Genomic DNA, 26,448 nt, shown 5'->3' with positions numbered 1-26,448 from the left:
CCCGGCAGAAATCACACTTTGTACGTCAATACACAACACTCCCGGACAAAATCCGTTAGCACCCTAAACACAACCCCCGATATCCATGCAAGGACCGACATTCCAGGGCGGCGTCAACATCGCCCTCAAGATTCCCAGGAACAAGTACGAAGCGACAGTAGCCTTCTACCGCGACATCCTGAGGCTCGACATCGTCGAGAAGCCCATCACCAACCCCACCGTATCACGCACACACGAAGTAAAGTTCGGGGGCAACATCGTGTGGCTCGACTGTGTCGACAACTATACGCACAGTGAAGTATGGCTCGAGCTTCGTACGCCCGACGTCGCCGCGGCCACCGAGTACCTGGCATCCAGGGGCGTCGATACCCGTGACGAGTTCGAGGAAATTCCCAAAGACATGCATTGGATCCAGGATCCCGCCGGCACGGTGTTCATCGTCGGCACGCCGCCCAAGGAGTGAGCAGACGGGTAGCCATCCGTTCTTGCCACTTGTCCCTTTGCGCAAAGCTTGCTACCTTGTCTGAGCTGCTTCGTTTTACCCGCCGGTGGACCGCAGTGGATCCAGACTCTATCCAATCTTTATGCGGTTTTTCCTGACAATAGGTTTTTGTATCGTCGTGTCCCTGAGCAATGCCCACGCAGCCCCCGATATCGACAGCCTGTTGCAGCAGCTCAACACCACCATCGAAAAGCGTGATGTATTTTTAAAAGAAAAACTCGCCCGCATCGAAGGCTATAGACGACAGCTCGGCAAGAACGACTCCGTGCGGCAGTACGCGTTGTACAACGCCATTTACGAAGAGTATAAGTCGTTCATCTACGACTCCGCGTTCATCTACGCCCGCAAGCTGCAACACCTGGCACGCTACCTGCACGACCCCGGCAAGATCGCCGCCGCGCGCATCAACCTCGGCTTTATATTGGTCTCGTCGGGGTTGTTCAACGAAGCGCTCGACACCCTGCGCACGTTGCACACGCCCGGTCTCACGGACAGCCTGCGTGCGGCGTACTATTTTCTCCGCGCCCGCACCAGCTACGATCTGTCGGACTTCAACCGCGACAACTTTTACAGCGCGCAATACACCCGCCAGGGAAATGCCTACATCGACTCGGCCATGGCCCTGGTACGCACGGACCAACCGTTGTACCGGCTGATGAAAGGGCTCAAACACCTGCACCTCGGCGAAATACCCGCGGCCCGCCGGGCATTCGAAGAGCTCATCGCGCAACACGACCTCGGCGACGCAGCGTTTGCCGTGGCCGCCAGCACGCTCAGCTTTATTTACGTTTACAGCAACGAGCCGGCCAGGGCCAAAGAGATGCTGATCCGCGCGGCCATCGCCGACATCCGCGCGTCGACCAAAGAAACACTCGCCACCCTCAACCTGGCGGATATGCTGTATAAGGAAGGCGACGTGCACGCAGCCTATAAATATGTCAAGATCGCGATGGAAGACGCCAACTACTACGGTGCACGCCACCGCAAGGTGCAAGTGGCGGCCGTATTTCCGATCATCGAAGGCAAACAGCTCAGTCTGGTCGAGTCGCGGCGGCGCATCCTGATGTTTTATTCCACCATCATCACCCTGCTGTCGGTCGTTACCATCGGCTTTGCCATCATCATCTACAAGCAATTCCAAAAACTGCGGGCGGCCGAAAAGACCATCTCCGACGCCAACCACGTGCTGACGGAAACCAATCACCAGCTGCGCGACGCCAACAAGATCAAAGAAGAGTACGTGTGGTATTATTTTACCACCACGGCCGAATACATCACACGCCTGGATGCGCTCAAAAAAGCGCTGGAGCTCAAGCTCATGACCAAAAAGCTGGAGGACATGCGCTTCACGATCGAAAGCATCAACATTAAAAAGGAGCGTGAAGACCTCTACCACAATTTCGACAAGGTCTTTTTGAAGCTCTTCCCCGACTTCGTCCACGCCTTCAACACATTCTTTAAAGAAGACGACCGCCTGGTGTTAAAGGAGGGCCAGCTGCTGAACACCGAGCTGCGGATCTTCGCCCTCATCCGCATGGGCATCCACGATCACGAAAAGATCGCCCGCATCCTGGACTACTCCGTCACGACCATCTACACCTACAAGACCCGCCTCCGCAACAAATCGATCCTGCCCAACGACGAGTTTGACAAACAAATCATGGCCATCCGCGCGCTATAAATAACGACCAGCGATCGTAACGACCGTCGATGGTACGACTGGTGATGGTTTATGCAGAGTATTTAAATGCGTTTCTCACTTCAACTAGCCCTGAAAGGGCGTCACACATCAGCCAGGCTGAAGCGACAGCGGAGGCTGGGTTAACCGATAATACGATGATTCAAGCCCTGAAGGAGCGTAACAAATTTGCGCGCGTGCCTCGAAATTGTCATGCGCGAAAATCCCGCCCGTCGGTACTGTCTCCGACAGCACGCAAAAAACGCCTTTAAAACCCCAAGATTTTCCCCGCCCCACCCGCTCCACAAACGGTTGTACAACAGCAAATTAACCATTATACACGCCATCTTTTTTCTAGATTTTACTCCGACGAGTTGAAGCGACCCGCCCCGGGCCGCGTTCTTTGTTCTCTCGTGCAAACGTTTGAAACGTACCCCTCGCTCCAGCGATTGCGCAACGCTAAACAACCATCTAACCCAAACCGTATGAACAGAATCTCTCGGCTCACAGGCAAGGTACTGCTGCTGCTCTGCCTGCTGGGCTCCCATGCCTGGGCACAGACCCGCACCGTCGCCGTCACGGGCACCGTGTCGGCCACCGACGACGGCGCCACCATTCCCGGCGCAAACGTATTGGAAAAAGGTACCCTCAACGGCACCGTCACCGATGCCCAGGGAAAGTTCAGCATCACCGTGCATGACGACGCGACGCTCGTCATCACGTTCGTGGGGTACGCCACGACCGAGGTACCCGTCGCCGGCCAGACAAGTCTCACCATCGCGCTCGAGCCCGACGTCGCCACCCTCAACGAAGTGGTGGTCGTGGGCTACGGCACCGTTAAAAAAGCCGACGCCACGGGGTCGCTGGCAGTAGTAGACGCTCGCGCCTTCAACAAAGGCGTGGTCAACTCGCCGCAGGAGCTGCTCATGGGCAAAGTGGCCGGCGTGGCCATCACGTCCACCAGCGGTGCGCCTGGCAATACATCGACCATCCGCATCCGCGGCGGCTCGTCCCTCAGCGCGAGCAACGACCCGCTCATCGTCATCGACGGCGTGCCGATCTCCAACACCAACCTGGGCGGCTCACCCAACATCCTGTCGACCATCAACCCCAACGATATTGAGACCTTCACCGTGCTGAAAGATGCCTCCGCCACTGCCATCTACGGCTTGCGCGCATCCAACGGCGTCATCCTCATCACCACCAAGCGCGGCAGCCGCGCATTCTCCGTGACGTATAACGCTACCGCTACAGTCGCCACCGCGCCGCGCAAAGTAGACGTCTACAGCGCCGACGAGTTCCGCGCGCTGGTGCGCGAGCGGTATGCCGCCAACCCGCAGGCGCTCGCGCTGCTGGGCACCGCCAACACCGACTGGCAGGACAAGATCTATAAAGACGCCGCCGTCGGCCAGGATCACAACCTGACCGTGTCGGGCACGGCCTATCAAGTACCGTACCGGGTGTCGGTGGGCTATAACAACACCGACGGGATCTTAAAGACCTATAACTTCGAGCGCACCACCGCCTCCATCGCCCTCGACCCCAGCCTGTTCGACGGCGCGCTCAAGATCGCGGTCAACGTCAAAGGCATGTACAACACCAACAATTTTGCAGATCAGGGCGCCATCGGCGATGCCATCGCCTACGATCCCACCAAGCCCGTCTACAGCCCCGGCTGGCGCGGGTATACCACGTGGACCCGCAACGGTGCCAGCATCGACCTGGCGCCGGGCAACCCCGTGGCGCGTCTCGACCTGACCGACAACACCTCCATCGTCAAGCGCAGCATCGGCAACGCCCGGTTTGAATACAGCGCACCCTTTGTAAAAGGCCTGCGCGCCACGCTCAACCTGGGCTATGACTATCAGCAAACGACCGGCCACAACAACGTGGCCGACAGTACGCAGTGGATATACCTGCCCGCCGTAGCCCAGGGCCGCCTGAACCCCTACGAGGCCACCGCCAAAAACCAGCTGCTCGACTTCTATGTAGACTACAGTAAAGAGCTGCCGTCGCGGGCCGGCAAGCTCGATGTCATGGGCGGGTATTCGTGGGCACACTTCTATAGCGAAGGGGCCGACTCGACCATGACCCGCGCCGGCGAAGCCGCCACCCGCGTCAACGTCTACGAAACAGAATATTACCTGCTGTCCTTCTTCGGCCGCGCCAACTATACCTTCCGCGACAAGTATATGCTTACCGCCACCCTGCGCAACGACGCCACGTCGCGCTTTGACAAAGACGTGCGCTGGGGGTTGTTCCCATCGGTAGCGCTGGGCTGGAAGATCAACCAGGAGAGCTTCCTGAAGAACAGCCGCACCGTGTCGGATCTGAAGCTACGCCTGGGGTACGGTGTCACCGGCCAGCAGGACATCGTCGGCAACGATTATCCCTACATCGCCACCTATACCCGCAGCGACAACGCCGCGCGCTATCCGTTCGGTGACGTCTACTATAACACCCTGCGCCCCGACGGCTATAACCAGCGGATCAAATGGGAGACGGCTAAGACGTGGAACGCCGGCATCGACTACGGCTTCTGGCAGAACAGGATCACCGGTTCGCTGGACGTATACCGCAAGGAATCCACCGACCTGATCTCCTACATCGCCCCGGCGGCCGGTACTAATTTTACGGGCAGCGTGATCAGCAACATCGGCAGCATTGTAAACCGCGGCATCGAGCTCAACATCCAGGCCGACGTGATCGCCACCGACGACGTGCAGTGGACCGCAGGCTATAACATCACCTATAACAAGAACGAAGTGACCCGGCTGACGCTCAACAACGACCTGAACTTCTTCGTGCCGACGGGCGGCGTGGGCGGTACCACGGCGGGCACCATCCAGGCGCACCGCGTGGAGTATCCCCGTTCGGCCTACTATGTGTATCAGCAGGTGTACGATGCGCAGGGAAAGCCCGTGGAAGATGTATATGTCGATCGCAACGGCGACGGCTCCGTCAACACCGGCGACCTGTACAGCTACAAACAGCCCGACCCGATCGTGTACATGGGCATCAACTCGCGGCTTAACTACAGGCACTGGGACTTCTCCTTCATGGGCCGCGCCAACCTCGGCAACTATGTGTATAACAACGTGGCCGCCAACAGCACGTACCAGTCGCTGTACAACTCGCAGGAGTTCCTGGCCAACGTCAGCACACAAGCCGACAAGACAAAATTCGCCACCGGCCTCAACACCCGCTTCTCCGATTTCTATATCGAGAATGCCTCCTTCTTCCGCATGGACAACATCAACCTGGGCTACACCTGGGAGAACCTGTATCGCGAGCGCCTCAAGGTGCGCGTAGGGGTGGGGGTGCAGAATGCCTTTGTGATCACCCGCTATTCAGGCCTCGATCCCGAAGTGTCGGGCGGTCTGGACAACAACTTCTTTCCCCGCACCCGGTCCTACTTCCTGAACCTGAATTGTCAGTTCTAACCCCAAGACCACACGCTTATGAAACGCACTATATTCCGGGCCTATGCCGCCCTGCTCTCCATCGCCCTGCTGGCCTCCTGCGTCGGCGACCTGGACACCGAGCCCCTGAACACCCGGGTGTCGACCGCCACGCTGGTCTTCAAAGATCCCGCGTCCTACAAAGAATTCCTGGCCAAGCTCTACGGCGCCATGACCCTGACCGGCCAACGTGGGGAGTATGGGCAGCCCGAGCTGTCGGCACCCGACGAAGGCACCACGTCGTTCATGCGCATGTACTGGAGCGCGCAGGAGATCACGACCGATGAATGCATCTCCGCCTGGGGCGATGCCTCGCTGATCGAATACCATTCGCACAACTGGTCGGAGCAGAACTTCTATGTACAGCTGCTCTACCAGCGCGTCTTTATCAATATCGCGTATTGCAATGAATATATCCGGGCCGCATCCGCGCGCGTAGACGGCCTGGAAGCCCGGCTGCGCGAAGAGGTGGAGCAGTATATTGCCGAGGCCAGGTTCCTGCGCGCGCTGTATTATTACTTCGCGCTCGACCTGTGGGGCAACGTGCCTTTTGTTACCGAAGCGGACGCGCCGGGCGCCTACCTGCCGCCGCAGATCAAACGGGCCGACCTGTTTGCGTACATCGATCAGGAGCTGACCGCCATCCTGCCGGCGCTGGCCGCGCCGGGTACGAACGAATATGCCCGTGCCGACCGCGCCGCCGCCTGGATGCTGCTGGCCAAACTGCACGTCAACGCCGGTGTATACCTGGACAACGCCGGCACCGACCACTATACACAAGTCATTGCCTATTGCAACGAGATCGTCAACGCCGGCGCGTTCTCCCTGGCGAACGACTACAGCAGCCTGTTCCTCGCCGACAACGACCGCCTGCGCCAGGAGATCATCTTTCCCATTGCCGAAGACGGCGACAACGGCCGTAGCTACGGCGGCATGACGTTCATCATACACGCCGCCGCCGGCGGCGACCTGGACCTGGTGAACGACATCGGCATCGCTGCGTCGGGTGGCTGGGCAGGCAGCCGCTTTACCAACGCCTTCGTAAACAAGTTTGCCGATCCTTCCGGCGAAACCGACCGGCGCGCCCTGTTCTTCACCGACGGCCAGACGCTCGACATCACCAACGTCACCAACTTTCGCGAAGGCTACCTCAGCCGTAAGTTCCGCAACGTCACGTCCACGGGCGCACGTGGCAAGAACGACACCTTTGTCGATACCGACTTCCCGCTGTTCCGCCTGGCCGATGTATACCTCCTGTATGCGGAAGCCGTGCTCCGCGGGGGCACCGGTGGCGATCGTGCTACCGCTGTGCACTATATCAACCTGCTGCGCCAGCGTGCCTACGGCGACAACAGCGGTAACATGGCCGACGGCGACCTGACGCTGCCGTTCATACTCGACGAGCGTGGCCGCGAGCTTCACTGGGAAGCACAACGCCGCACCGACCTGATCCGCTTCGGCGTCTTCACCGGCGACGACTACCTGTGGGACTGGAAAGGCAACGTCAAAGCCGGCGCTGCCACCCCGGCGCATTTCGATCTCTTCCCCATCCCGCTGGTGGACCGTGCCATCAATACCAACCTGGACCAAAATCCCGAATATTAAGCCGACGCCATGAAACGAATATCGATACTGATCTGTAGCGCTTTGTTCTTCTTCACAGCGTGTGAAAAAGACGAGACCCGCGTGCAACTGACAGCCGACGCCACGCCCGCCGTCATTACCACTTCCCCCACCGAGCTGGGGCGGCCGATCACCACAGAAAGCCTGAACGAACCGCTCGAGATCCGGTGGGACAAGGCCGCGTACGGTGTAACCACCGAAGTGACCTATACCCTGGAGGTCGATGCCGCCTGCCACGACTTTGCGCAGCCCGTCGCGCTGGGATCAACCTCGCGCAACACCTTTACCGTGACGCTGTCCGAGCTCAACGCCAAGCTGGTCGGCGACCTGAAGCTGGCCCCGCACCGCGAGGCCACGGTACAGCTCCGCATCACGTCGGCGCTCAACGGCAAATTTCAGCAGACCTCCGACGTGCGTACGTTTACCATCACACCGTGGAGCGAGCAGCCCGTCGCCCTGTGGCTGGCCGGAGGCGAAAGCGCGCCGGCGATCTATGCCACCACGACGCCCGCGCTATACGAAGGATATGTATACCTGGAGAATGACCAGTCTTTCCGCTTTGCCGAAAGCCCGACGTGCCCCGGCACAACGTATAGCCAGGGGGCATCGGCCGGTACACTGGCCGCGGCCGGAAGTGCCCAGGCTATTTCCGTGGCGGAAGAGGGATATTACAAAGTCAACGCCGAACTCACCGGCCTTACCTATCAGCTAACAAAAACGAACTGGGGTCTGATCGGAACCGCCACCGCCGGCGGATGGAACAGCTCCACGGCCATGGAGTACGACAAGGTTACGCACACCTGGCGTGTCACGACCGACCTGGGCAGCGGCGCCCTGAAGTTCCGCGCCAACGACGGGTGGGACATTAACTACGGCCCCGCCGACAGCGATGCGCTCGCCGGCACCCTGGCTCAGACCGACGCGGCCATCAACATACACTCACCCGGCAACTACACCGTCGTGCTCGACTTCAACCGGGGCGCGGCACCGTATCAGTATACGTACCAGGTCATCCGCAATTCCGACGTAGGCACACCCACTACGTTGTGGGTCCCCGGTGGCTACCAGGCCTCCGGCGGCGATCCGTCACAACCCGATGCGCTCACGCTCTATGCCCTGCCCGGCACCAACGACAAGATCTTTGAAGGGTATGTAAACATACCGGCTCCGACCTGGATCAAGTTTACCTCCGCTCCCGATTGGGGCCACGTCAACTATGGCAGCGCCGGCGCGAATGTACTGAGCACAGATGGCGCCGCGGCCGGCATCGATGTGTCGCAGACAGGGTATTACCGCGTGCTGGTGAATATCGAAGCGCTGACGTACGACCTGAAGAAGATCGATACGTGGGGGCTGATCGGCACCGCCACGCCGGGGGGATGGGATAGCTCTACGCCGATGACCTACGATGCCGCCAGCAAAACGTGGAGCAAGACCGTCAACCTGGTGAACGGCGCCTTGAAGTTCCGCGCCAACAATGGATGGGAGGTGAACTATGGCCCCGCCAGCGACCAGCTGCAAGGCACGCTCACCACGACCGATGCCGCGATCACCATTTCCGAGCCGGGTAGCTATACCGTCCGCGTCGACTTCACGCGGTCCGCGGCGCCCTATCTCTATACCTATACCGTACTGAAAAATCCATAAGCTCTTTGTATTGATAACCATGACTTTGATGATGATGAAAAAGATCTGCTTCATGGCCTGCATGTTGCTGGCCTGCGGCAGCGAAGACAATGCCCCGCAACCCGAACCAGTTGACGATGGCCCCAAACAATACGGCGTACCCTTTGCCGGCGTGCCCGACCCGCAGAACATCGTGCTCTACGAAGTCAACCTGCGGGCGTTCAGCCAGGCCGGTAACTTTCAGGGGGTGATCGACCGGCTTGATAAGATCAAGGCCCTGGGCATCAATACCCTCTGGCTGATGCCGATCTTCCCCGTGGGACAGGTGCGCTCCGCCGGGGGCCTGGGCTCACCGTATTCGGTGAAAAATTACCTCGAGGTGAATGCCGAGTTCGGCAACCTCGACAAGCTGCGCGAGCTGGTACAAAAGGCGCACGACCGTAACATCGCCGTGATCCTCGACTGGGTGGCCAACCACACCGCGTGGGACAACCCGTGGATGCAAAACAAATCGTGGTATACGCAGAATGCCGCCGGCGAGATCATCATCCCGCCCGGCACCAACTGGAACGACGTGGCCGAGCTGAACTACGACAACGCCGACATGCGCAAGGCCATGATCGCCGCCATGAAGTATTGGGTACTCGAAGCCAACGTCGACGGCTTCCGCTGCGACGCCGTGGACTTCGTGCCGACCGACTTCTGGAAACAAGCCCTCGACGAGCTCAAAGCCATCAAAGGCCGCAAGCTCATCTACCTGGCCGAAGGCGGCAAAGCCGACAACTTCACCGCCGGCTTCCAGATGAACTACGCGTGGGACTTCTACACCAACCTCAAGCAAGTCTACCGCGACGGCAAAGCCGCCACGTCCATCTTTACCACCCACCAGGCCGAATACAACAGCATTCCCGCCGGCGCGCACAAACTGCGCTACACCACGAACCACGACGTATCCGCCTACGAGGAAACGCCCGTCGCCCTCTTCCACGGCAACGACGGCGCCCTGTCCGCATCGGTCATCACGATCTTTACCAGTGCCGTGCCGTTATTGTACAGCAGTCAGGAAGTTGGCCAGGAGACCAACCTGCCCTTCTTCACCCGTAATCCCATCGATTGGACCGCCAATCCGTCCATGCAGCAACAGTACGAAAAACTGTTCGCGGTATACCATGCCTCCCCGGCCTTCACGACCGGCACGCTAACATCGTTTACGCACAACGACATCGCCGCCTTCAAACGCACGAGCGGCAGCGACGAGTACCTGGTCTTGGTCAACACCCGTAACACCACCATCACGTACCCCCTCGACGCCACCGTTCAAAACACCACCTGGACCAACGCCCTCACCAGCACCCCCGTTACCCTTACGACGACCGTCGCCCTGGCGCCCTACCAGTACCTGGTACTGAAAGCAGCGTGAGTGTGAGCGCGAGCGCGAAGAAGGGCGTCCGTCTCTTCTTCGCGCTCACACTCACACTGTTACCCCGGCCTGGCCCGGGGAAACCCGGACCATTTTTTATCCTTCGCTGCATCTCACCCGTTTTTGTATCTTTACCAACCGCAGCCCCAAATGTCCATGCGCAACCTGCTTTTTCTGACCTTCATACTCGCAACCATCGGCACACAGGCCCAGCACGCTATTGTGGTCGACACGGTTACGCTAACCGAAACCATCGACAACAGCGTCGTTTCGCGACTCCCCCGCGTACGCGACACGTCCGGGCGCTACACCAAGGTGGTCGCAAAGATCGACTCCTTTCTGCTGGACCGGTTCATGATCAACAGCTTCGACCAAAAGGAGCTCACCGAGTTCCGGTGGTACGACGTCAGCTTTCGGTCGGAAGTAAAAGACGACCTGCTCTTCATTGCATTTGCCGGGGAATACTACGGAGCCTACCCGACCAACGTAGAAGAAGAGATGTTCTTCGACCTGCGCACCGGCGACTACATCCAGAATGAAGACATACCCTTCGAAGCCTTGTTCACCCTGAAAGGGTACACCGACTTCCTGAACCGCTACTGGCTGACGTCTGTTAAAGGCGCCTTTCAGAAGGCCGTGGACTGTGCCGGCGACATGGACCCCTACTGCAGCTATTACGATATCGACTGGTATCAGATCAAGAACGGCTGGTTTTACTTCTCGCTCACCAACGACTGTTTCCCCCACGCGGTAAGAGCCTGTGCTCCCGACATCATGCGATCCATGCCCGTGGATTCGCTCAGACAACACCTCAGTCCGATGGGGCAGAAGGTGCTGCTGGACGATGCTTACACCACCCGGTACGGTGTCGACAAGTGTCTGTATAATCAAAAGATGAAAGGGCAGATCCCTACCAACCTGTATCTTTTCGGAAAGATCGACGCCCGGCAGGCCTTCACCATGGCCATCAACCTGGATACCAGATCCGACAAAGTCACCGGTTATTACTACTACGACGACAAGCTCCAGCCCCTGATCCTCACGGGCAAGCACACTCCCCAAACCATCACGCTGATCGAAACGGTCAACAAACGCCCCACCGGCAAATTCAATATAAAGATCGACCGCGAATACAAAGAAGGCGCCTATAATTTGCACCACAACCCTTCCGGCATTCTTTACCTCTCCGGCCACTGGAGCGACCCCGCCGGCAAAGCCAGCCTGCCCATCACCATCGACGAATGTAAGGTAGCCGGACCGTTAAAACGCATGGTACCGTAGACGTCGGCAACGCCGATCGCGTCGATGGCAAAAAGCTCGCAGCATTCCCACCGTGGAGCCTGAAGTTTGAAATCCTGGAGGTTTACGAAGGAGCCAAATACGACGACACCGTCATTAGCGAGATCTTCTTTGACGGAATCGACGTGCATGAAGTGGCGACGCGACAGACTTACGGGTAACTCGTCTGACCACCGGCGGACGGCCGCGGTCTTCCGACTGCCTTCAGACTCCACAAGCTGTAAAGATTGATCTTTCGTATCGTTCAATTCTCCGGCGTCCGCGTCCGTTGTGGTCGCTACACGCGTATCAGAAGTCGAAATCGTGTAGCAATAAACAATACTTTCTCTCTTTTCGCCCGCAACATCTTTCATCGTATATACATACCGCACTTCCGGTTCCCGATACCCGCGCTGCTCCACCTCATTTCCGTCCGCGGCGACATCCTCCGTCACAGCATCCTCTGTCACAACCTCATCGACAAAGTCCACTTCAGCCTCCTGATGCCCACCGTCGTCGGCACCACCTGCAGATGCACCGTCCTTCCCACGTAGCGCCAATATCTTCGCCGCCCCAAACCGCTTCACTTCATCAATCTTCCCATTTTCGCGAAACGACCCGTATTGTATTCCAATCGCCAGCATCAGCGTCCACCCACCTTCAGGGGGCAGCATATCCATCGCTAAATCCAACGCTGTGCTTCCCATCCCTTCCAGCGAAGGGTTCCAAGCTGTCGACACAGACTTGGCATAACACGCCTGATCATACCACTTCGCCGGCAGGTATTCTTTTTCCGGTACATCGTAGCGTAAGTCGGGCACAATCCCCAACGTAATCGTCAGGCGGAACATAGCATGGTTGTTTTGCGGAAAGTAATTAATATCGCGCAGCAGCTCCGGGATTTCCACGCGCGCCGCGCGATTGGCCCGGTCCATGGTATAGTATACCGGTGTGCGTATGATGGAGTCGAAGCTGGGAGCTTTCTTCGTAGTCTGGAAACCTTCGAGGATCCGGGCATGCTCGGAGAGTGTAATTTTACGACGTCCCCACGCGCCGGTATCGTCGCGCAGCTGTACCTGGCGCATGATGCTGTTGATGTCGCTGCCGAAATTATAGTCTGAGAGCTGCCGGATAGAGTGCATTGCCAGGCGCACATAGCTGCCCAGGCGCGAGCAGCCGCCGAACTCGGACATGGTGTGCCGCGTATTTTTAAAGCTGGGACTGGTCTTAATTTTTTCCCGGCTCGGGCCGCCCTTGCGGCGAATAACGATCCCGTCCACGCCGCGCATGCGATACGCGCTGAGCATGTCCAGTTTTCCGGTAAAAGCGAAAGGTCCTTCGAGAAATGGCATAGTCGATTAGTTAAGGTAACGAGAGGATTTTAGCCAACAGCCGCGGTTAACGAGCGGTGTCTGGACCGAAGATAGGCGATGGATGTTTTCGGTCAATCAATTGTATAAATTAAATTTTAAGGAAATAGCTATATGCAAAGGATGTTGAATAGCTATATAATGGTTGAGTATATATTAATAATAACTTTATAAACTATTGGATATCTATTGAATATCCTGGAATTTGACGGACATGGCTCCGATCTTTTCGGGGCCTGTCGATGGAATTGACAACGAAATCCGGGAATTGGTCGATCGAACGGTTCGAGAGTCGAAACCCTGGCGGGGATGGTTTTATTTCCAATGGCCGCAAATAGCATCGGTAAAAATAAATTGTTAAAGTGTTCAAGAATATTTGTGATAAAGGAAAATAATTAGTAAAGAATCAATATTCTATGAAATCGAAAGAAGAGTCACTTGCAAATTTGCGTCAGCTCCGGATGGACGAGAAGTTCCTGGAGGATATGAACATTTTTTATCCGGGCATTGCCGATGAGGCTGATAAAGAAACCTTGACAGGCTTGGTTAATAAGGGGATCGATGAATTTACAAACGTAGTACATAGCGGCGGCGATGAGGCCTATCGGGAAGCCATACGTAAAGGGCTGTCTTATTTTGATGAGTCAGGTCTTTATATAGATACAGAAGATCGTGAGCGCGTTGGCCTTTATTTTCAACAAATGATGGATGCCGTCGGGGTGGAAAGTTCCGGTGGCATTTTAAATACGTGGCTGTACGGTTTTGATGTAGGATGATGCGGGTTTGGTAACTTTCGCTAGTTCTTGAATTTGACTCGGCTTATCGTTCTTCTTAGAGAAAGTTGTGTAACCTATTTCGCGTTTCAGCACACATTCGAAAACTGATTTTAGGGATTTACGTTTCAAGTTATGCCTTAATTTCATTGGGATGATTTTGAAAGATTTTGCACCTCATCCATCGCTGAGAGAATTTGTGCGGTGTTACCGGATCGTTCACTTTGACTTTGTGAAGATGCCGGAGCCTGTCTTTAAAGCCTACGCGCCAAGGCCGGAAGTATGCCTGCACTTTTTTCTTCGCGAGCGGGAGCTTGTTCAATTGGGTAATGGCCCCAAAATGGACTATAAATTTCCGGTAGTCCTTGCGGGTCAACAAACCTCGGTTATTAATCGATATCTGCAGGGCAAGAATTTTATAACATTCAACATCGTTTTTCAGCCAACGGCATTGTTTCGACTCACCGGCATTTCTTCCTTTGAGTTAACCGACAAATATCTTGATGCTGAGCAGATCTTTTCAGCAACTATCCGCTTAGTGCTTGAGCAGTTGCAAAGTGCCGTGAGCTACGACCAGATGATATTGATAGCCGACCGGTTTATGAATGCCGTAGCACGCCATGCGCGGAAAGATGCTCACCGGCTGGATGCCGTAAGCAGGTTGATGATAAATTCCGGTGGCAAGGCCTCTCTCGACTGGCTCGCGGCGGAGTCATGCTTATCTTCCAAACAATTCACGAGGAAGTTTTATGAGCGGACCGGCGTTAATCCTAAAACATACCTGCGGATCGTTCGCTTCACGAAAGCATTCAATATAAAAAATGCTTACCCGGATAGGGATTGGTTGCAGATAGCGTTTGATTGCGGATATTTCGATTATCAGCACCTGATCAAAGATTATAAAGAATTCACAAAGCATACACCTAACGACTTCCACCGCCTGGAAAGCAACTCGCCTGAGCGACGGCTTGGCCTGGCATCTGAAATTTATAAAAGTCGTGCTGAGTCACCTGTCTTCCCGGGTTAAGAATGTCTTTTTTTTACCACCTGTTATTGGTAGAGAACGTTCAATTTTGCTTCACATTTATTTCAGTGTGAAGTCAATCTATTTTTCTACCATTACTTTTAGTAACAATGACGAATGAAGCATTTTCTCCATCTGGTAAAACTTATCTTCTAATCCACGGAGCATGGCATGGCGCCTGGTGTTGGGATAAAGTGATTCCGCTGGTACAAGCCCGGGGGCATAAAGCCATAGCGATCGATCTTCCGGGGCACGGACGGGATCTCGGGCGTACATCGGATATCGGTTTGGACGACTACGTAAACGAAGTAGTGAAGGCTGTCGAGGATCAAAACGGGCCGGTAATATTGGTTGGACATTCCATGTCGGGCATCGTAATTTCACAAGCAGCGGAAAAGCTTGGCGGGAAAAAGATCGCGGCGTTGGTCTATCTCGATGCATTCCTTCCCAGGGACGGGGAATCGCTGTTCGCGTTGGTGGAGGCGACGTTGAAAAGTTTGACCCCTCGTTCACGTAAGCCCGGCCTTGTCGAGAATCTTATCATTTCGGAGGATCACAAAACAAATTTTGTAAATCCCGGGATGGCGGCAGAGATCTTTTATCACGATTGTTCCGAAGAGGATAGAGAGTTTGCACTACCCCGGATTTCAAAAGAACCGATTGCTCCTTTGGCAACTCCAGTTCGTTTGACAGACGACGTTTACGGGAAGATACCAAAATACTATATTCTTTGCACCGAAGGCAGGGATATGGACAAGACATTCCTGTCGACGCATGTGCCATGTAAGAAAGTGTATACGCTGGCAAGCAGCCATTCTCCTTTTTTCTCCATGCCTGAAAAACTTGTGGAGATCTTAAACGCGATACAATAATCGCATTAAACGCTGGGACATAGCCGGTTAGTGATTTACGTGCTAACCGGCTATTTGCATGGCGCTCGGATCTGGAAGAATTACTGTTGAAATGGTCTCGCGGAAATCGAACGCGGTGTCTGATTCAGTCGCAGTTAGAATGCTGTCCTGTCCGAGAATGTAATCCGAATTTTTACGTGTTCGTGCAGTATTATACTTTTTTCCCCCAGGTTGTAGTCCAGCCTGTTGATATCCAGGGTTCCATTGAATAAAAGGACATTGTTGTTGGCGCTACAGGTGAAATAAAGGATCACCGGTTTAGTTATACCGTTGATGGTGAGATCAAAATATCCGATGAATCTGCGCCCCGCTTTTCGGAATCCTGTGGACTGCAGCCGGACGTCCGGATATTTTTCAATATTGAAATAGTCGCTTTTTTTTAGATGAGCATCACGTATCGGGATTCCCGTATTGATCGTGGCGGGATCTGCGCTGGCTGAAATGGTGCTCTGCGCGGGGTCTTTTGGGTTGAAAAGAATATCGGCGTTTGATATTTCCATCGTGCCTTCTACTTCGATCCCAGCATTCAAGATACTGAAGCGCACAAGGGACTCTGTGGTGGCGGCCGGTTTATTTTGTGCATGTATGGTATGACTTACCAGGTACAGTGCTGCAAAAAAATGCAGCGTCACGGACATTGGCATCATAAGGTTTTCAAAAAGGTGATCAGCGCTTTTTTATCGGCTTCGCTCAGGTCGAGCCCGAATGGATGTCCTTTCACGGCCATCGTTTTCCGATGGGGTGGCTTGTATCCCGATGGCACATAGCCGGGCATAAGGCGCTTGCGGTCGAAAACTTCTTCCAGCGTAGTCAGGTTGCCGTTGTGAAAAAATGCATCCTGCATCCAGACCCCTCTCAGGGAAGGTATTTTGTAGTAGCCCGTTCCTCTGCGCGAGTACAATGCCGTAACAGAATCTGTTCCCACGGAAACGTTAAAGATATCGTATTTGTCAAAGTGGTCTTGCGGTGGTTCAAATCCATTGACGGGTGTAAGCTTGTTGCTGGTATAGAGCGGCGGCGTGTGACAGGTGACACAGCCGGACTGATTGAATATCGCTTTGCCACGGGCGATTAATTTCCGGGAGTATGTCTCCGGATTCTTCGGTGGCTGGAGGGAGTAGATGTATTGGGTGAGTGCGTAAAGTTGCTCGTCGCTATAGCGCTTTCCGGTGTAGCCGAAGGGATGACTCCATTCCGCGGGTGCCGGCAATTGTGCATTGGCATTTTTCCCTCCCGGAATATATCCGTTATAAGCGGTAAGCATGTCCATGCCCTGATTGAATGCGGCATAACGCATCATGTCAGCCGGGCCGTCATGTTTCATGAGACCGGTGCGGTCGAGGTACCGGATGTCTTTGATACCGATGAGGCTTGGTATAATGGCGGGATACTGGTATGCCGTGCCCTGGCGGTCGGAGACCCCGGGCCTGCCCGCGTTAAAAAAATCAGCAAGCTCCTCCACGGTAGAAGGTTTGCTGGCGAGACTTTTTGGCGCCCACGGAGCGTGGGTGAGCTTGAATGTAGCCTCCTGAAAAAACGGAAAAGGAACGTTTCCGGACAAGATCATTTTTACAAACCTGACATTGTTATAGACATTGCCCTGCGCCCCGGGGATCACCTCTCCCGACTTCGTTACGCGGGTATGGCACGATGCACACGATAGTGAGCCTACGAGGAGGCTGCCTTTTTCGTTTATCACGTAGCTGCTGAACGGGTAGATGCCCTCTTTCGTGATCCTTCCCTTTGAGCCTCTGAAGAGACTGGAGTCGATTCCTGAAACCTTGCCGCTGACAGGCGTATAGGCGACCGGCCAGTGGAAAACCAGCTCGCCGGCTTTTATCCAGTCTTCCTGGGTCTTTAGCCTCGAAGGGTCAAAGACAAGCTCGGGGTCCAGTTGTCGTAAAGAATCCAGATAACCGGGTCGTTCGGCTTCCCGGATGTACATCGGATAAACCTTTGTGATGGTGTGCTCAGGTAACGCATAATAATAGGCTTCGGGCGCATAGTTTACTTCAACAGAAGTATCAGGAGGTGGTAAGTGAAAATCCTTGATGGCTTTCAGATCCCAGGTTCTGGGAATATCGATCTCAAAATGATGGGTGAACGAAACCAATAAGGTGACACCCAGGAAGGCCATAGCGGTAATCCAGATCTTTTTCATCAGCAACAACTTTGTTTTTTTGGCACAAATGTCGTTTTGTGGGGGTGCCCGTGGTATAGTACCAAAGAATCAATTTTCATGTATGGGGCGGGTACACAACCCAGCCGGGATTGCCAGCGTTTACAGGCTACTGAGAACGCGTTCAGGTAAGATCTTTCAATGGATGGTTATGAGAATAAATAGTGAAACTGCATCGAAGGCTTTCGTAGATCTGTTTGCGGGACAAGAGATATCTTCGCACCCCGTTCCGGCATTTGCCATAGAAGAGGATGAGCAGATCATTCTCAGCCATTTACAATTTGCTGAAAAGCTCTTTCCGGGAAGCGGCCTGGGCTTGTGCCCGGTATCGCATGCCAGAATTCAATACTTCAGCCAGAGCTGTGAGCAGATCCTGGGACACGCATGGGCGAAGCTTGTGAAGATGTCATTGCCGGATTTTTTCGGACTGATCCATCCGCACGACCTCCCCGCGGTGCAGCAATGTTTCGGCTTTATCAAAGCCCAAAAGCCGGGCGACCCTGAGCTTCATCGTTTTGCCATTCATTACAGGATCAGGAACGGCAGTGGTACGTATGTTCATATCAGAAACGAGCAGGTTGCGGTCAGGATCAGGGAGAAAAATTACATCTTCATGATGGTGTACCAGGATATGTCGAAGGAAGAAAAGTTCTATCACGTAAAGATGGAGGTATACAAAAGGATCAATGGCAATTACCGGAAGATCCATACCTACAATCCGCAGCAGGAAGATAAGGATATCACCCCCAGACAAAACGATATTGCAACGCTTGTGATCAAAGGATTCTCGAACCGAGAAATTGCAGAGCAGTTGGGCATCAGCATTTATACCGTCAAGAATCACAAACAAATGTTGTTTAAAAAGGTAAACGTCAGGAACAGCGTCGAGCTGGCCAACTATGTGCAAAGGTCAGCGATATCATAAGATTTCGCCAGTAATAGTACACTGATAAACGAAGTGGCTTCCGTGAGCAGTGCCACCGTTTGCCATGTGACCGGAAGTTCCTTCCGTGTGGCCGACGCTTCATCCAGTCCTTTCCGCAAGAATACTTTTTCTATTCCTCAGGCCCAGTAGCGCCTTTGGACCAATTCCTTCTGTATCTACGTGACGTGCTGTGCTTTGGTTAAAATGACACTAAAGTACTAATGACATAGAAAAATCCGATCTGCATCTTTGCCTCGTTTTTTTAGAGAACCAAATTAAATAAACAGCACTAAAACAAATTACCAAGAAACAAAATGAACAGGGACTACAATCGTAAGGAGCGCCCGACGGAGGCGCTGAGAAGATATTCATTTCTTTTTTTCTTATTGAGTTTTACCGGTGTTGCCTCCGGGCAACAGCGGCCTTACCAGGTGATCGAAAATGTACGGATAAAGCTCGGAGACGGTACACAATTAGCCGGACATGTGTCCATTCCTACAAGTGAACGCGTGCCGGTGGTGCTGATGTTCAATTGTTATGCACGTCCGGAGGACGTGAAGACCAACACGTCTATTTTTCAGCTGGCGGCAAATCAGGGATATGCTTTTGCGATGATCTATACCCGGGGGGCGGGCAAATCAGAGGGCGCCAAAAAGCCTTTTGTACACGATGGCCGGGACGCATACGAGGTGATCGACTGGTTAAGTAAACAACCCTGGTGTAACGGCGAGGTGGCCATGGGTGGCGGCTCGTATCTGGGCTTTACACAATGGGCTGCGATGAAAACACCACACCCTGCACTAAAAACCATTATCCCGATGGTGGCGGCGGCGCCCGGAAAGGACTTTCCGATATTGAATGGGATCCCCATGAACTATGCTTTGCGATGGCTGTCATTTATCGATGGCGCATATTGTGACGACAGTTCTTTTGATAATTCCGCAATGTGGCGGAGTGTTTACAATACCCATTACCGAAGCGGGCTTGCAGCGACAAAATTAGATTCGGTGGCCGGTAAGCAAAATGCAAACTATCAGGAATGGTTGAGACATCCTACGTTCGACTCGTACTGGTCATCCCAATACCCATCGACCGATCGGGAATTCAGTAACATTACTGTTCCTATTCTGACGATAACCGGTTACTTCGATTCTGATCAGCGCGGTGCTTTCTATTATTATAATATGCACGTAAAAAATCGCCCCGATAACAGGCACTACCTGCTGATCGGTCCATATGATCATTTTACTGCGCAGACTGGCCGGCATTTTAGTCGTTATCACTATTACACGTTCGATAGTACCGCCTATGTCAACAAAACTATGCTCAATGTAGACTGGTACAACCACGTTCTGAAAGGAAGCCCATTGCCCAAGCTGTTAAAAGACAAAGTGAATGTTTATGTGATCGGTGACGGCTGGCGTCACAGTCCGTCGTTGGCGGCGATGGCCCACGATACGCTTGCCTTTTACATGTCCGGGCATGCGTTGTCGGGGGCCTCGAAGGACGTATCGGCATTGAGTCTTGACATCGATCCGACCCAGCTGGTCGACACCATACAAAATGACTATACACACCGCGGCGTGATGCCGTTTAGTGACGAATTTCCGATCGCTGCGGGCGGTAACGAAAATTATTTGAATCAGACACCTCAACTTGTCTTCGATTCTCCCAGGTTTGACAAAGCATTCGATCTGATCGGATCGCCGGTAGCGGACCTTTACTTAAGTGTCGAAGGCATCTATGACGCCGACGTCGAGCTCCGTTACTACGAGGTAACGGCGGAAGGAAAGAGTTATCCCCTGTCGTTTGTCGGGCAGCGGTTAAGTGTGGCAGGTGATCGGATAGAGCTTTTGAAAGAAGGGCGGGTCATGCGCTTCATGCTCGATAATTCATTTTTTATGGCAAAGCGCATTGCCAGGGGATCTAAAATACGGGCAGTGCTTCGGCCTATCAATGAGGCAGCGACACAAAAGAATTATAGCAGTCGAAAACACAAGTTTATGGAAACCTTGCGTGATTCCCGGAAAGGAAAATTGAAAGTTCATAGTGGCGGCTCGCGTGGGTCCAGGATCTATTTTCCCGGCGCACATCCGGCGCAGTAGTTCCATGGGAGTAAGGACGGCAGGTCCTTACTCCGCTTTCAGATTCTCAACCGGATTCTTCGTGGCAACAATGTACGCACCGGACATGGCGACCGACAGCACCAAAAGAACTAACATGCCTGCTACGATGAGGAACGTAAAAATAGTCAGCGGAACGCGGTAAGGATAACGTTCAAGGTATCGTTGCATCACATAGCCTCCCAGCGGTAATGCGATGGCCAATGACAGGCCCACCGGTTTTACAAAATCCCGCAACAATACAGAGATCACCTGGCGTGTGGAGGCCCCGAGCACTTTGCGGATTCCGACTTCCTTGGCGCGCCGCTCATTCTGAAAGAGTGAAAGACCGGCCAATCCGAGGCATCCGATGACCAGGGAAACTACTGTAAACGTGCGTGACAATCTTCCTACGAAGTACTCCTGGTATAGTTGATCCTGAAAATCGCGATCAAGAAAGGAATAGTCGAGCAATTCATCGGGCACAACCTGATGGAAAACCTTTCTTACATGCGCTACGGCTTCCTCAGCTTTTCCTTCCCGATAGCGTACAAAAAGATTGGTAAGCTCATGTCGCTTGCCGATGCTGAAGATGACCGGAGCCATCGGCAGATGGATGTCGTCATTGTGAAAGTCTTCGATAACGCCCACAATCTCGCCTTCTCTTTCGCCAAACATCGTATAGGTGATCTTCTGGCCTATAGGATTTGAAAAGCCCAGCAGCTCGGCGGCCTGCTTCGTCACCACATAGTTAGCCGAATCAGATTGGAAGGCGCGTGAAAAATTCCGACCATCGATCGTCTTTATCTTTAAAACCTCGATCATATCAAAGTCTGCTGAGGCACCATAAAAGTATATTTTCTTTCCGGTTGGCATGCCGGCCCATGTTACATCCGCATAACCATTGATCTCCATGGGGCTTGCTCCACCATAGGCCGCACCCACGATGGAGGCATGCTGTGTGATCTGATCCTTCAGGGCTTCCATCGGAAATGGCCTGCCGGGCAGCCAGACATTGATCACGTTATGCCGATCATACCCTACTTCTCTCTTTACCAGAAAGTCAGTTTGCTGCCACAGCACCAATGATCCAAAGATCATCATGACGGATAACACAAATTGAAAAACTACCAGCCCCTGTCGTAAGCTTGCGCCAGTCAGGAGCATCGCGTAGTTACCTTTTATCACTGCCGCAGGTCTGAGTGACGACATTACGAAAGCCGGAAAGGCGCCGGCTAAAATGCCGGTCAAGATGGGGATAATAACCAGCGCCGCTAACAACGCTGGTTGATGCAGATCCAGGGTGAGTGGCAGTTGAGAAATGTAATTGAAAAAAGGCAAAACCAGGGATACCAATGGCACGGATACCGCGGTGGCGGCAAACGAAAGGCCGCCGCTCTCCATCAGAAACTGCAGGATCAGTGTTTTCTGTTGGGCGCCGCTCACCTTGCGGATACTGATCTCCTTCCCCCTCCTGGATGCCCGGGCGGTGGCGAGGTTTATGTAATTCACGCAGGCCATCACCAGAATGAACACGCCAATTGTCGCGAACAAGACTACATAGACAATGCGTCCACCGGAGACCTCGCCGTTCTCAAAATTCCAGTGCAGTCTCCAGTCAGTCAGGCAGAAGAGTTTTGCTTTTACGTGATCGTTCTTGAAATACGCTTTGAACGTTCGATCGATGCGTTGCTCTACCGTAGGGGCAAATTCGGGCCGATGCAGCCGTACATAATAATTCTGCCGCGCTTCTGCTTCATGTGGTTGTGCGTGACAGGATGCAACAAAGCTAACGTAATGCAGGCTGTTATTGGGTGCATAATTTTCGAACACAGCTGTTACCTTATACTCACCGCGTGCACCGAGAACGACAAAACGATTTACGGCCTGCTGCTGTGGAAAAAGTAACCGGGCCAGCTCACGTGAGAGCGCGATCGACCTACTGTCCTTAAGTGTGCCCACCGGCGATCCTTCGCGGAACGGGCTCGGAAAGATGTCAAAGAAGGTGCTGTCGGCAAAGACTCCGCGTCGTGTAACGGTAATCGTATCATTTGTAAGTTGCTCCCGGGTGTTGTCCAGTCGTGTCATCGCCTTCACTTCCGGCATGTCCGGCAGCAGATCCAGCAATGGAACAACAGTCTCTTCCTGAGTTTCGATATCTCCGTCGATATTCTCATTGTTCAGCACGGCAAACACGTGGTCTGCCGCGGGGTCCTGGCGGTCGTAGCGCAGTTCGTATTGGACCCACAGGAAGATGATCAGCGCGCACGTGATGCCTACGCACAGGCTGCCCAGTGCAAGGAGTGAATAAGAGAGATTCCGAAAAAACAAGCGTTTAGCAAAGATTATGCTATACCGTATCATAGGGTCACGTTTTTCTTTGAGGAAAGTTTTCGACAGCCACTTTTCTTGTTAAAGACAATGCTCCGAGATTGGCCAGCACAAAGGCTCCGATGGTTAGAAACGATCGGAGATGATATGCTTTGAGGGCGTTTCTTCGAAGAGATTCGAACTGGCCCACATTTACATGTGCGGGATCGAGCTTCTGCATCGTCTCATTCAATGGAAGATTTAAGGTGAGAATTACAATCAGGTCTCCGATGGAGAAACACAACGCACATACCAATAGCCAGTAGCCCACTTCTCTAAAGTTCCTGCTCTGAAAGATAATCGCCAGCACCAGGGAAAGCAACATGATATTTCCGAAAGCGGGCATACGCGTACGGAAATAATGATCTGCATTTTGCCAGTACGAAAGCGCATGGGCGGCAGGTGTATCTTCAAACCCCGGCATGTAACCAACGGCATTTCCAAACCCGATTCCTGCGTTAAATCCTGTCAGCAGAATCACCAGGAACAAACTTATCAATGATAGACGCATCATGTTTTTGTCACAAAACACGCACCGGCGTTGTCCTCGCTCAATAGTTCTTTAGTGCTAATTTATAAGTCAGAATCGCGCGTGTGAACATCAACTGAATTCCCGGCGTCGGTACGTGCCGGAACGATACTACCAGCCGGAAGCGCGCTCCGAACCGGATGGGTGCCGAAGAGGTGATCCAGGCCCGAAAATAGCTCCTAAACAATTTGGAACGGAAATCGTATCTTTAGTTGATTACACGAACAAGCATGGAAAAAAGACAGGCTTCTGATGAGAAGGCATCCCCTTCCCGGACCCCGGCAAAGGAATTTTTTCAAACAGAAACAGACCTCCAGACGATCATGGGATACACTCATATGCTCGAGCAGTTCTATCCGGACAAAGTGATACAGATCTGCCGGCAGCATCACGAAGCAGCATTTTATGTGAGCAAGAACTGTAAGGAATTCTGGGGCATTGCTGCGAAGCGAATGAAATTTCTTACCATGAGCGAATACCTCGATCTCATCCACCCGGAAGATATAGCGAGCATGTCTGGTGTACAACGATTGATGGATGAGCACAGCGCAGGGTACGATCCCAGTCAGCTCCGGTTTACGCTGATCTATAGAATGAAAGGCCCCGATGGACAATATCACGCGATCGAAGACGAAAAAGTTGTCATAAAAACCAGTAGCGGAAATTACGCCCACTTTTGTACCTATACGAAAACGGCTGAAAAAGTGACGGCGACACTGGACGTATACCAGCTATTCAACAGCAAGAAGGTCAGAATCAAACGCTATATCCTTCGAGATCGTCAAGAAGACTTTTCAGCACGCGAAATGGACATCATAAAACTTATCGACAAAGGTTTTAGCAATGCCGAGATCTCCGACCAACTCTCGCTAAGCATCTTCACGGTAAAGAACCACAAACAACGTTTGTTCAGGAAAACACACGTCAAGAACACGATGGAACTTCTGCGATTTGCAAGACCGAAGAACATCGTATGACGAACATTATCGCTACTCGGCCTTTACCATCATGATCAAAACAAAAAAAGCCTGCGTGGACTCAAAGAACACTCTTCCCCAATTCGAGTCAATCACTTCTTGAATCAGCGCCATGTTCTTCCCTTCGTTCAGTTGCAGGTTCATGGGAATCTGAAAAAAGATCGACGAGGCCCAATCCAGCAGGAGAAAAACCAGCGAGACCACAACGAGTCCTTTTTCAATATTTTCCGGTCTCGACCAGAACAAAAACACATTTTGTATCGTGATGATGAAGAATGGTACTACGCTGACGGGGAGAATGGCAGCTTCCAGTAATGCGTGATACGCGACAAATTCTTCGTTGCCCACAAGGGCACGTGACGGATACACTAAAAAGTAATCCATCATCGCTGTGCCGAAACTAAAGAACGACAGCGCGCAAAAAATATGAAAATTCAAATGACCGGATTTCGATGCAGACATAGTGTTATGTTTTAGATTTTGCTGCAAGGTCGCTCCGGTACGCGGGCAGTCAAATAGCTCGAAAGAATCAATCAAGGGCTGCGATCATGTTCCTTACAAACTGGTTTCTTTTTACGTGGCGCGGGGACTGACTATTCAGTCGTGATGATATATTCGTTTTCGCGCTCGTCTCTCTTAAAATACTTCCAGTGCACAGATACCGCCTCGTTTGCGCAAGTAAATAAGCCATTTTCAAACTTCACGGTATTTTCCGGAACAAAGAATGTTACCTGCTTCACAAACCATACCTGCTTGTTAATCCGCGCAAGTATGGGCTGGTTAATTGCGGTAAAGCTATTCGCGCCTTTGCCGAGTTTGAACAACGTCGAGTGAATGATCAGACTGTCATTCACCGCCTCGGCATGCATCGGGTCAAACCCGCGGAACTCGGGCTGCGTGTTGAAGATCAACGTGATTTTACGCCCAGCCTGATTATTGAAGGCTTCCAGATTCTTACTGTGCTTCTCTCTCTCCTGAGCAGTGAAGTATTCCGCTTTCGCTTCGTACGAGGCAAGGGAAGGCAGCTTTACCTGTCTGCCCGGGAGCTTTGAGAAAAAGAAGTCGTTCAGCTGCATGCCGGAATTATAGTACTCTTTCTGCCAGCCCTTAAAACACCGGGTCAGGATGATGCATTGCGCCATGCCGCTGAGCAGGTGCTTGTTGCGCAGGCCGTCCCGTCCGTAGGTAGGTTCCACCAGCGAGTAATAGAAGCGCTTGTGAATAAATTCCTGCTCAGCTGCTGTTGTGCCATACTTTTTCATGTAAGCATACTCGCAGTAGGTAGCAGGCCCTTCGGCAGACTCGACGCTCTTTTCGTAGTTGCTATATTTCTCACCGATGATCGCCTTGCGCAGCGTACGGCAGGTATGGAACCTGTTCAGGTTGTCGTTGAAGTTGTCGGCGGGGCCGAGGAGCATTTCCAAGAGGGCTTCGTTTTCGTATTGTCTCAAAGCGTCGTTGTGCGGGTCTTCGGGATATGTCAGCAGCTCGGCGGGGTTGTCGAATTTTAGCCCCTTGATAGCGGTGCGTTGGTATACGTGGTGGAGCTCGTGGAACAGTTCCGAGTAAAACTGGTTTACGCTTACGTACATCGGCTGGCCGTAGTTGTTGTGGGCAGTGAGGTGGTTGTTGATCGGGGTTTGGGTGGTGCCGGCCAGGGCATAGTCGGTTTGTTTGAATATGTAGATGCTGTCACGTAA

Annotated in this window: 20 protein-coding genes; 14 read left to right on the top strand and 6 right to left on the bottom strand. The window is 53.2% G+C overall.

From position 1 onward, the window contains the following. Nucleotides 1-85 precede the first annotated feature (85 nt). The 11 genes from KK078_RS12440 to KK078_RS12390 all read left to right on the top strand — a co-directional run bounded on the left by KK078_RS12440 (nt 86) and on the right by KK078_RS12390 (nt 15,627). Entirely contained in the window at nt 86-463 is a 378-nt protein-coding gene (locus KK078_RS12440; RefSeq protein ID WP_254090604.1) for a VOC family protein, read from the top strand. 121 nt (nt 464-584) lie between these two features. Then, on the top strand, nt 585-2,183 hold the full coding sequence (locus KK078_RS12435; RefSeq protein WP_254090603.1) for a DUF6377 domain-containing protein: 1,599 nt from the start codon (nt 585-587) through the stop codon (nt 2,181-2,183). A 482-nt stretch (nt 2,184-2,665) separates the two neighbouring features. After that, nucleotides 2,666-5,623 carry a SusC/RagA family TonB-linked outer membrane protein gene (locus KK078_RS12430; RefSeq protein WP_254090602.1) on the top strand — a complete coding sequence of 986 codons (2,958 nt, stop codon included), beginning with the start codon at nt 2,666-2,668 and terminating at the stop codon, nt 5,621-5,623. An 18-nt stretch (nt 5,624-5,641) separates the two neighbouring features. After that, nucleotides 5,642-7,246: a RagB/SusD family nutrient uptake outer membrane protein gene (locus KK078_RS12425; RefSeq protein WP_254090601.1), complete on the top strand. Its 1,605-nt coding sequence runs from the start codon at nt 5,642-5,644 to the stop codon at nt 7,244-7,246. Nucleotides 7,247-7,255: 9 nt separating this feature from the next. After that, the gene (locus KK078_RS12420) at nt 7,256-8,911 is read left to right on the top strand and encodes a SusF/SusE family outer membrane protein (protein ID WP_254090600.1); all 1,656 of its coding nucleotides are present in this window, start codon (nt 7,256-7,258) and stop codon (nt 8,909-8,911) included. A 28-nt stretch (nt 8,912-8,939) separates the two neighbouring features. After that, complete coding sequence (locus KK078_RS12415) at nt 8,940-10,310, top strand: alpha-amylase family glycosyl hydrolase (protein WP_254090599.1); 1,371 nt, start codon at nt 8,940-8,942, stop codon at nt 10,308-10,310. A 150-nt stretch (nt 10,311-10,460) separates the two neighbouring features. Then, a complete protein-coding gene (locus KK078_RS12410) occupies nt 10,461-11,591 on the top strand; it encodes a hypothetical protein (RefSeq protein ID WP_254090598.1) in 1,131 nt (376 codons plus the stop codon). Nucleotides 11,592-11,650: 59 nt separating this feature from the next. After that, nucleotides 11,651-11,770 (top strand): hypothetical protein, encoded by a 120-nt coding sequence (locus KK078_RS30930; protein WP_449508538.1) that lies wholly within the window; start codon nt 11,651-11,653, stop codon nt 11,768-11,770. 1,604 nt (nt 11,771-13,374) lie between these two features. Beyond that, entirely contained in the window at nt 13,375-13,734 is a 360-nt protein-coding gene (locus KK078_RS12400) for a DUF4844 domain-containing protein (RefSeq protein WP_254090596.1), read from the top strand. A 151-nt stretch (nt 13,735-13,885) separates the two neighbouring features. After that, complete coding sequence (locus tag KK078_RS12395; RefSeq protein ID WP_254090595.1) at nt 13,886-14,758, top strand: helix-turn-helix domain-containing protein; 873 nt, start codon at nt 13,886-13,888, stop codon at nt 14,756-14,758. A gap of 107 nt (nt 14,759-14,865) precedes the next feature. Next, the gene (locus KK078_RS12390) at nt 14,866-15,627 is read left to right on the top strand and encodes an alpha/beta fold hydrolase (protein WP_254090594.1); all 762 of its coding nucleotides are present in this window, start codon (nt 14,866-14,868) and stop codon (nt 15,625-15,627) included. A gap of 134 nt (nt 15,628-15,761) precedes the next feature. Here KK078_RS12390 and KK078_RS12385 read toward each other — a convergent pair whose 3' ends face one another. Further along, complete coding sequence (locus KK078_RS12385) at nt 15,762-16,313, bottom strand: YceI family protein (RefSeq protein WP_254090593.1); 552 nt, start codon at nt 16,311-16,313, stop codon at nt 15,762-15,764. Then, the gene (locus KK078_RS12380; protein ID WP_254090592.1) at nt 16,310-17,827 is read right to left on the bottom strand and encodes a hypothetical protein; all 1,518 of its coding nucleotides are present in this window, start codon (nt 17,825-17,827) and stop codon (nt 16,310-16,312) included. The genes KK078_RS12385 and KK078_RS12380 overlap by 4 nt, the downstream gene beginning before the upstream one ends. Before the next feature lie 169 nt (nt 17,828-17,996). Here KK078_RS12380 and KK078_RS12375 point away from each other — a divergent pair, with 169 nt between their 5' ends. Both KK078_RS12375 and KK078_RS12370 read left to right on the top strand, forming a co-directional pair. Continuing rightward, nucleotides 17,997-18,770, top strand: coding sequence for a LuxR C-terminal-related transcriptional regulator (locus KK078_RS12375; protein ID WP_254090591.1), 774 nt, complete (start codon nt 17,997-17,999; stop codon nt 18,768-18,770). A gap of 314 nt (nt 18,771-19,084) precedes the next feature. Further along, the gene (locus KK078_RS12370; RefSeq protein WP_254090590.1) at nt 19,085-20,875 is read left to right on the top strand and encodes a CocE/NonD family hydrolase; all 1,791 of its coding nucleotides are present in this window, start codon (nt 19,085-19,087) and stop codon (nt 20,873-20,875) included. Between the two features lie 27 nt (nt 20,876-20,902). Here the strand turns inward: KK078_RS12370 and KK078_RS12365 are convergent, their stop codons facing one another. Both KK078_RS12365 and KK078_RS12360 read right to left on the bottom strand, forming a co-directional pair. Then, complete coding sequence (locus KK078_RS12365) at nt 20,903-23,236, bottom strand: ABC transporter permease (protein ID WP_254090589.1); 2,334 nt, start codon at nt 23,234-23,236, stop codon at nt 20,903-20,905. 4 nt (nt 23,237-23,240) lie between these two features. Beyond that, complete coding sequence (locus KK078_RS12360) at nt 23,241-23,756, bottom strand: DUF1772 domain-containing protein (protein ID WP_254090588.1); 516 nt, start codon at nt 23,754-23,756, stop codon at nt 23,241-23,243. Between the two features lie 245 nt (nt 23,757-24,001). On the opposite strand from KK078_RS12360, the gene KK078_RS12355 reads away from it, so the two are divergent. Next, entirely contained in the window at nt 24,002-24,748 is a 747-nt protein-coding gene (locus tag KK078_RS12355) for a LuxR C-terminal-related transcriptional regulator (RefSeq protein WP_254090587.1), read from the top strand. Nucleotides 24,749-24,760: 12 nt separating this feature from the next. On the opposite strand, the gene KK078_RS12350 is transcribed toward KK078_RS12355, so the two are convergent. Together KK078_RS12350 and KK078_RS12345 are read right to left on the bottom strand one after the other, a co-directional pair. Further along, nucleotides 24,761-25,210 (bottom strand): hypothetical protein, encoded by a 450-nt coding sequence (locus KK078_RS12350; protein ID WP_254090586.1) that lies wholly within the window; start codon nt 25,208-25,210, stop codon nt 24,761-24,763. Between the two features lie 131 nt (nt 25,211-25,341). Then, a partial coding sequence (locus KK078_RS12345; RefSeq protein WP_254090585.1) for a hypothetical protein occupies nt 25,342-26,448 on the bottom strand: 1,107 nt, incomplete at its 5' end.

This window comes from Dawidia soli (assembly GCF_018598185.1).
Classification (GTDB): domain Bacteria; phylum Bacteroidota; class Bacteroidia; order Cytophagales; family Cyclobacteriaceae; genus Ohtaekwangia; species Ohtaekwangia soli.
The sequence above is the reverse complement of the archived record's forward strand: the minus strand, read 5'-3'. Positions and strand labels throughout refer to the sequence as shown.

Excerpts from the sequence above, each read along its gene's own strand:
- KK078_RS12440 (WP_254090604.1), top strand. The coding sequence starts at position 86 with ATGCAAGGACCGACATTCCAGGGCGGCGTCAACATCGCCCTCAAGATT.
- KK078_RS12435 (WP_254090603.1), top strand. The coding sequence starts at position 585 with ATGCGGTTTTTCCTGACAATAGGTTTTTGTATCGTCGTGTCCCTGAGC.
- KK078_RS12375 (WP_254090591.1), top strand. The coding sequence starts at position 17,997 with ATGAGAATAAATAGTGAAACTGCATCGAAGGCTTTCGTAGATCTGTTT.
- KK078_RS12365 (WP_254090589.1), bottom strand. The coding sequence starts at position 23,236 with ATGATACGGTATAGCATAATCTTTGCTAAACGCTTGTTTTTTCGGAAT.
- KK078_RS12360 (WP_254090588.1), bottom strand. The coding sequence starts at position 23,756 with ATGATGCGTCTATCATTGATAAGTTTGTTCCTGGTGATTCTGCTGACA.
- KK078_RS12410 (WP_254090598.1), top strand. The coding sequence starts at position 10,461 with ATGTCCATGCGCAACCTGCTTTTTCTGACCTTCATACTCGCAACCATC.
- KK078_RS12355 (WP_254090587.1), top strand. The coding sequence starts at position 24,002 with ATGGAAAAAAGACAGGCTTCTGATGAGAAGGCATCCCCTTCCCGGACC.
- KK078_RS12430 (WP_254090602.1), top strand. The coding sequence starts at position 2,666 with ATGAACAGAATCTCTCGGCTCACAGGCAAGGTACTGCTGCTGCTCTGC.
- KK078_RS12415 (WP_254090599.1), top strand. The coding sequence starts at position 8,940 with ATGATGATGAAAAAGATCTGCTTCATGGCCTGCATGTTGCTGGCCTGC.
- KK078_RS12390 (WP_254090594.1), top strand. The coding sequence starts at position 14,866 with ATGACGAATGAAGCATTTTCTCCATCTGGTAAAACTTATCTTCTAATC.
- KK078_RS12385 (WP_254090593.1), bottom strand. The coding sequence starts at position 16,313 with ATGATGCCAATGTCCGTGACGCTGCATTTTTTTGCAGCACTGTACCTG.
- KK078_RS12395 (WP_254090595.1), top strand. The coding sequence starts at position 13,886 with ATGATTTTGAAAGATTTTGCACCTCATCCATCGCTGAGAGAATTTGTG.
- KK078_RS12420 (WP_254090600.1), top strand. The coding sequence starts at position 7,256 with ATGAAACGAATATCGATACTGATCTGTAGCGCTTTGTTCTTCTTCACA.
- KK078_RS12350 (WP_254090586.1), bottom strand. The coding sequence starts at position 25,210 with ATGTCTGCATCGAAATCCGGTCATTTGAATTTTCATATTTTTTGCGCG.
- KK078_RS12370 (WP_254090590.1), top strand. The coding sequence starts at position 19,085 with ATGAACAGGGACTACAATCGTAAGGAGCGCCCGACGGAGGCGCTGAGA.
- KK078_RS12380 (WP_254090592.1), bottom strand. The coding sequence starts at position 17,827 with ATGAAAAAGATCTGGATTACCGCTATGGCCTTCCTGGGTGTCACCTTA.
- KK078_RS12425 (WP_254090601.1), top strand. The coding sequence starts at position 5,642 with ATGAAACGCACTATATTCCGGGCCTATGCCGCCCTGCTCTCCATCGCC.
- KK078_RS12400 (WP_254090596.1), top strand. The coding sequence starts at position 13,375 with ATGAAATCGAAAGAAGAGTCACTTGCAAATTTGCGTCAGCTCCGGATG.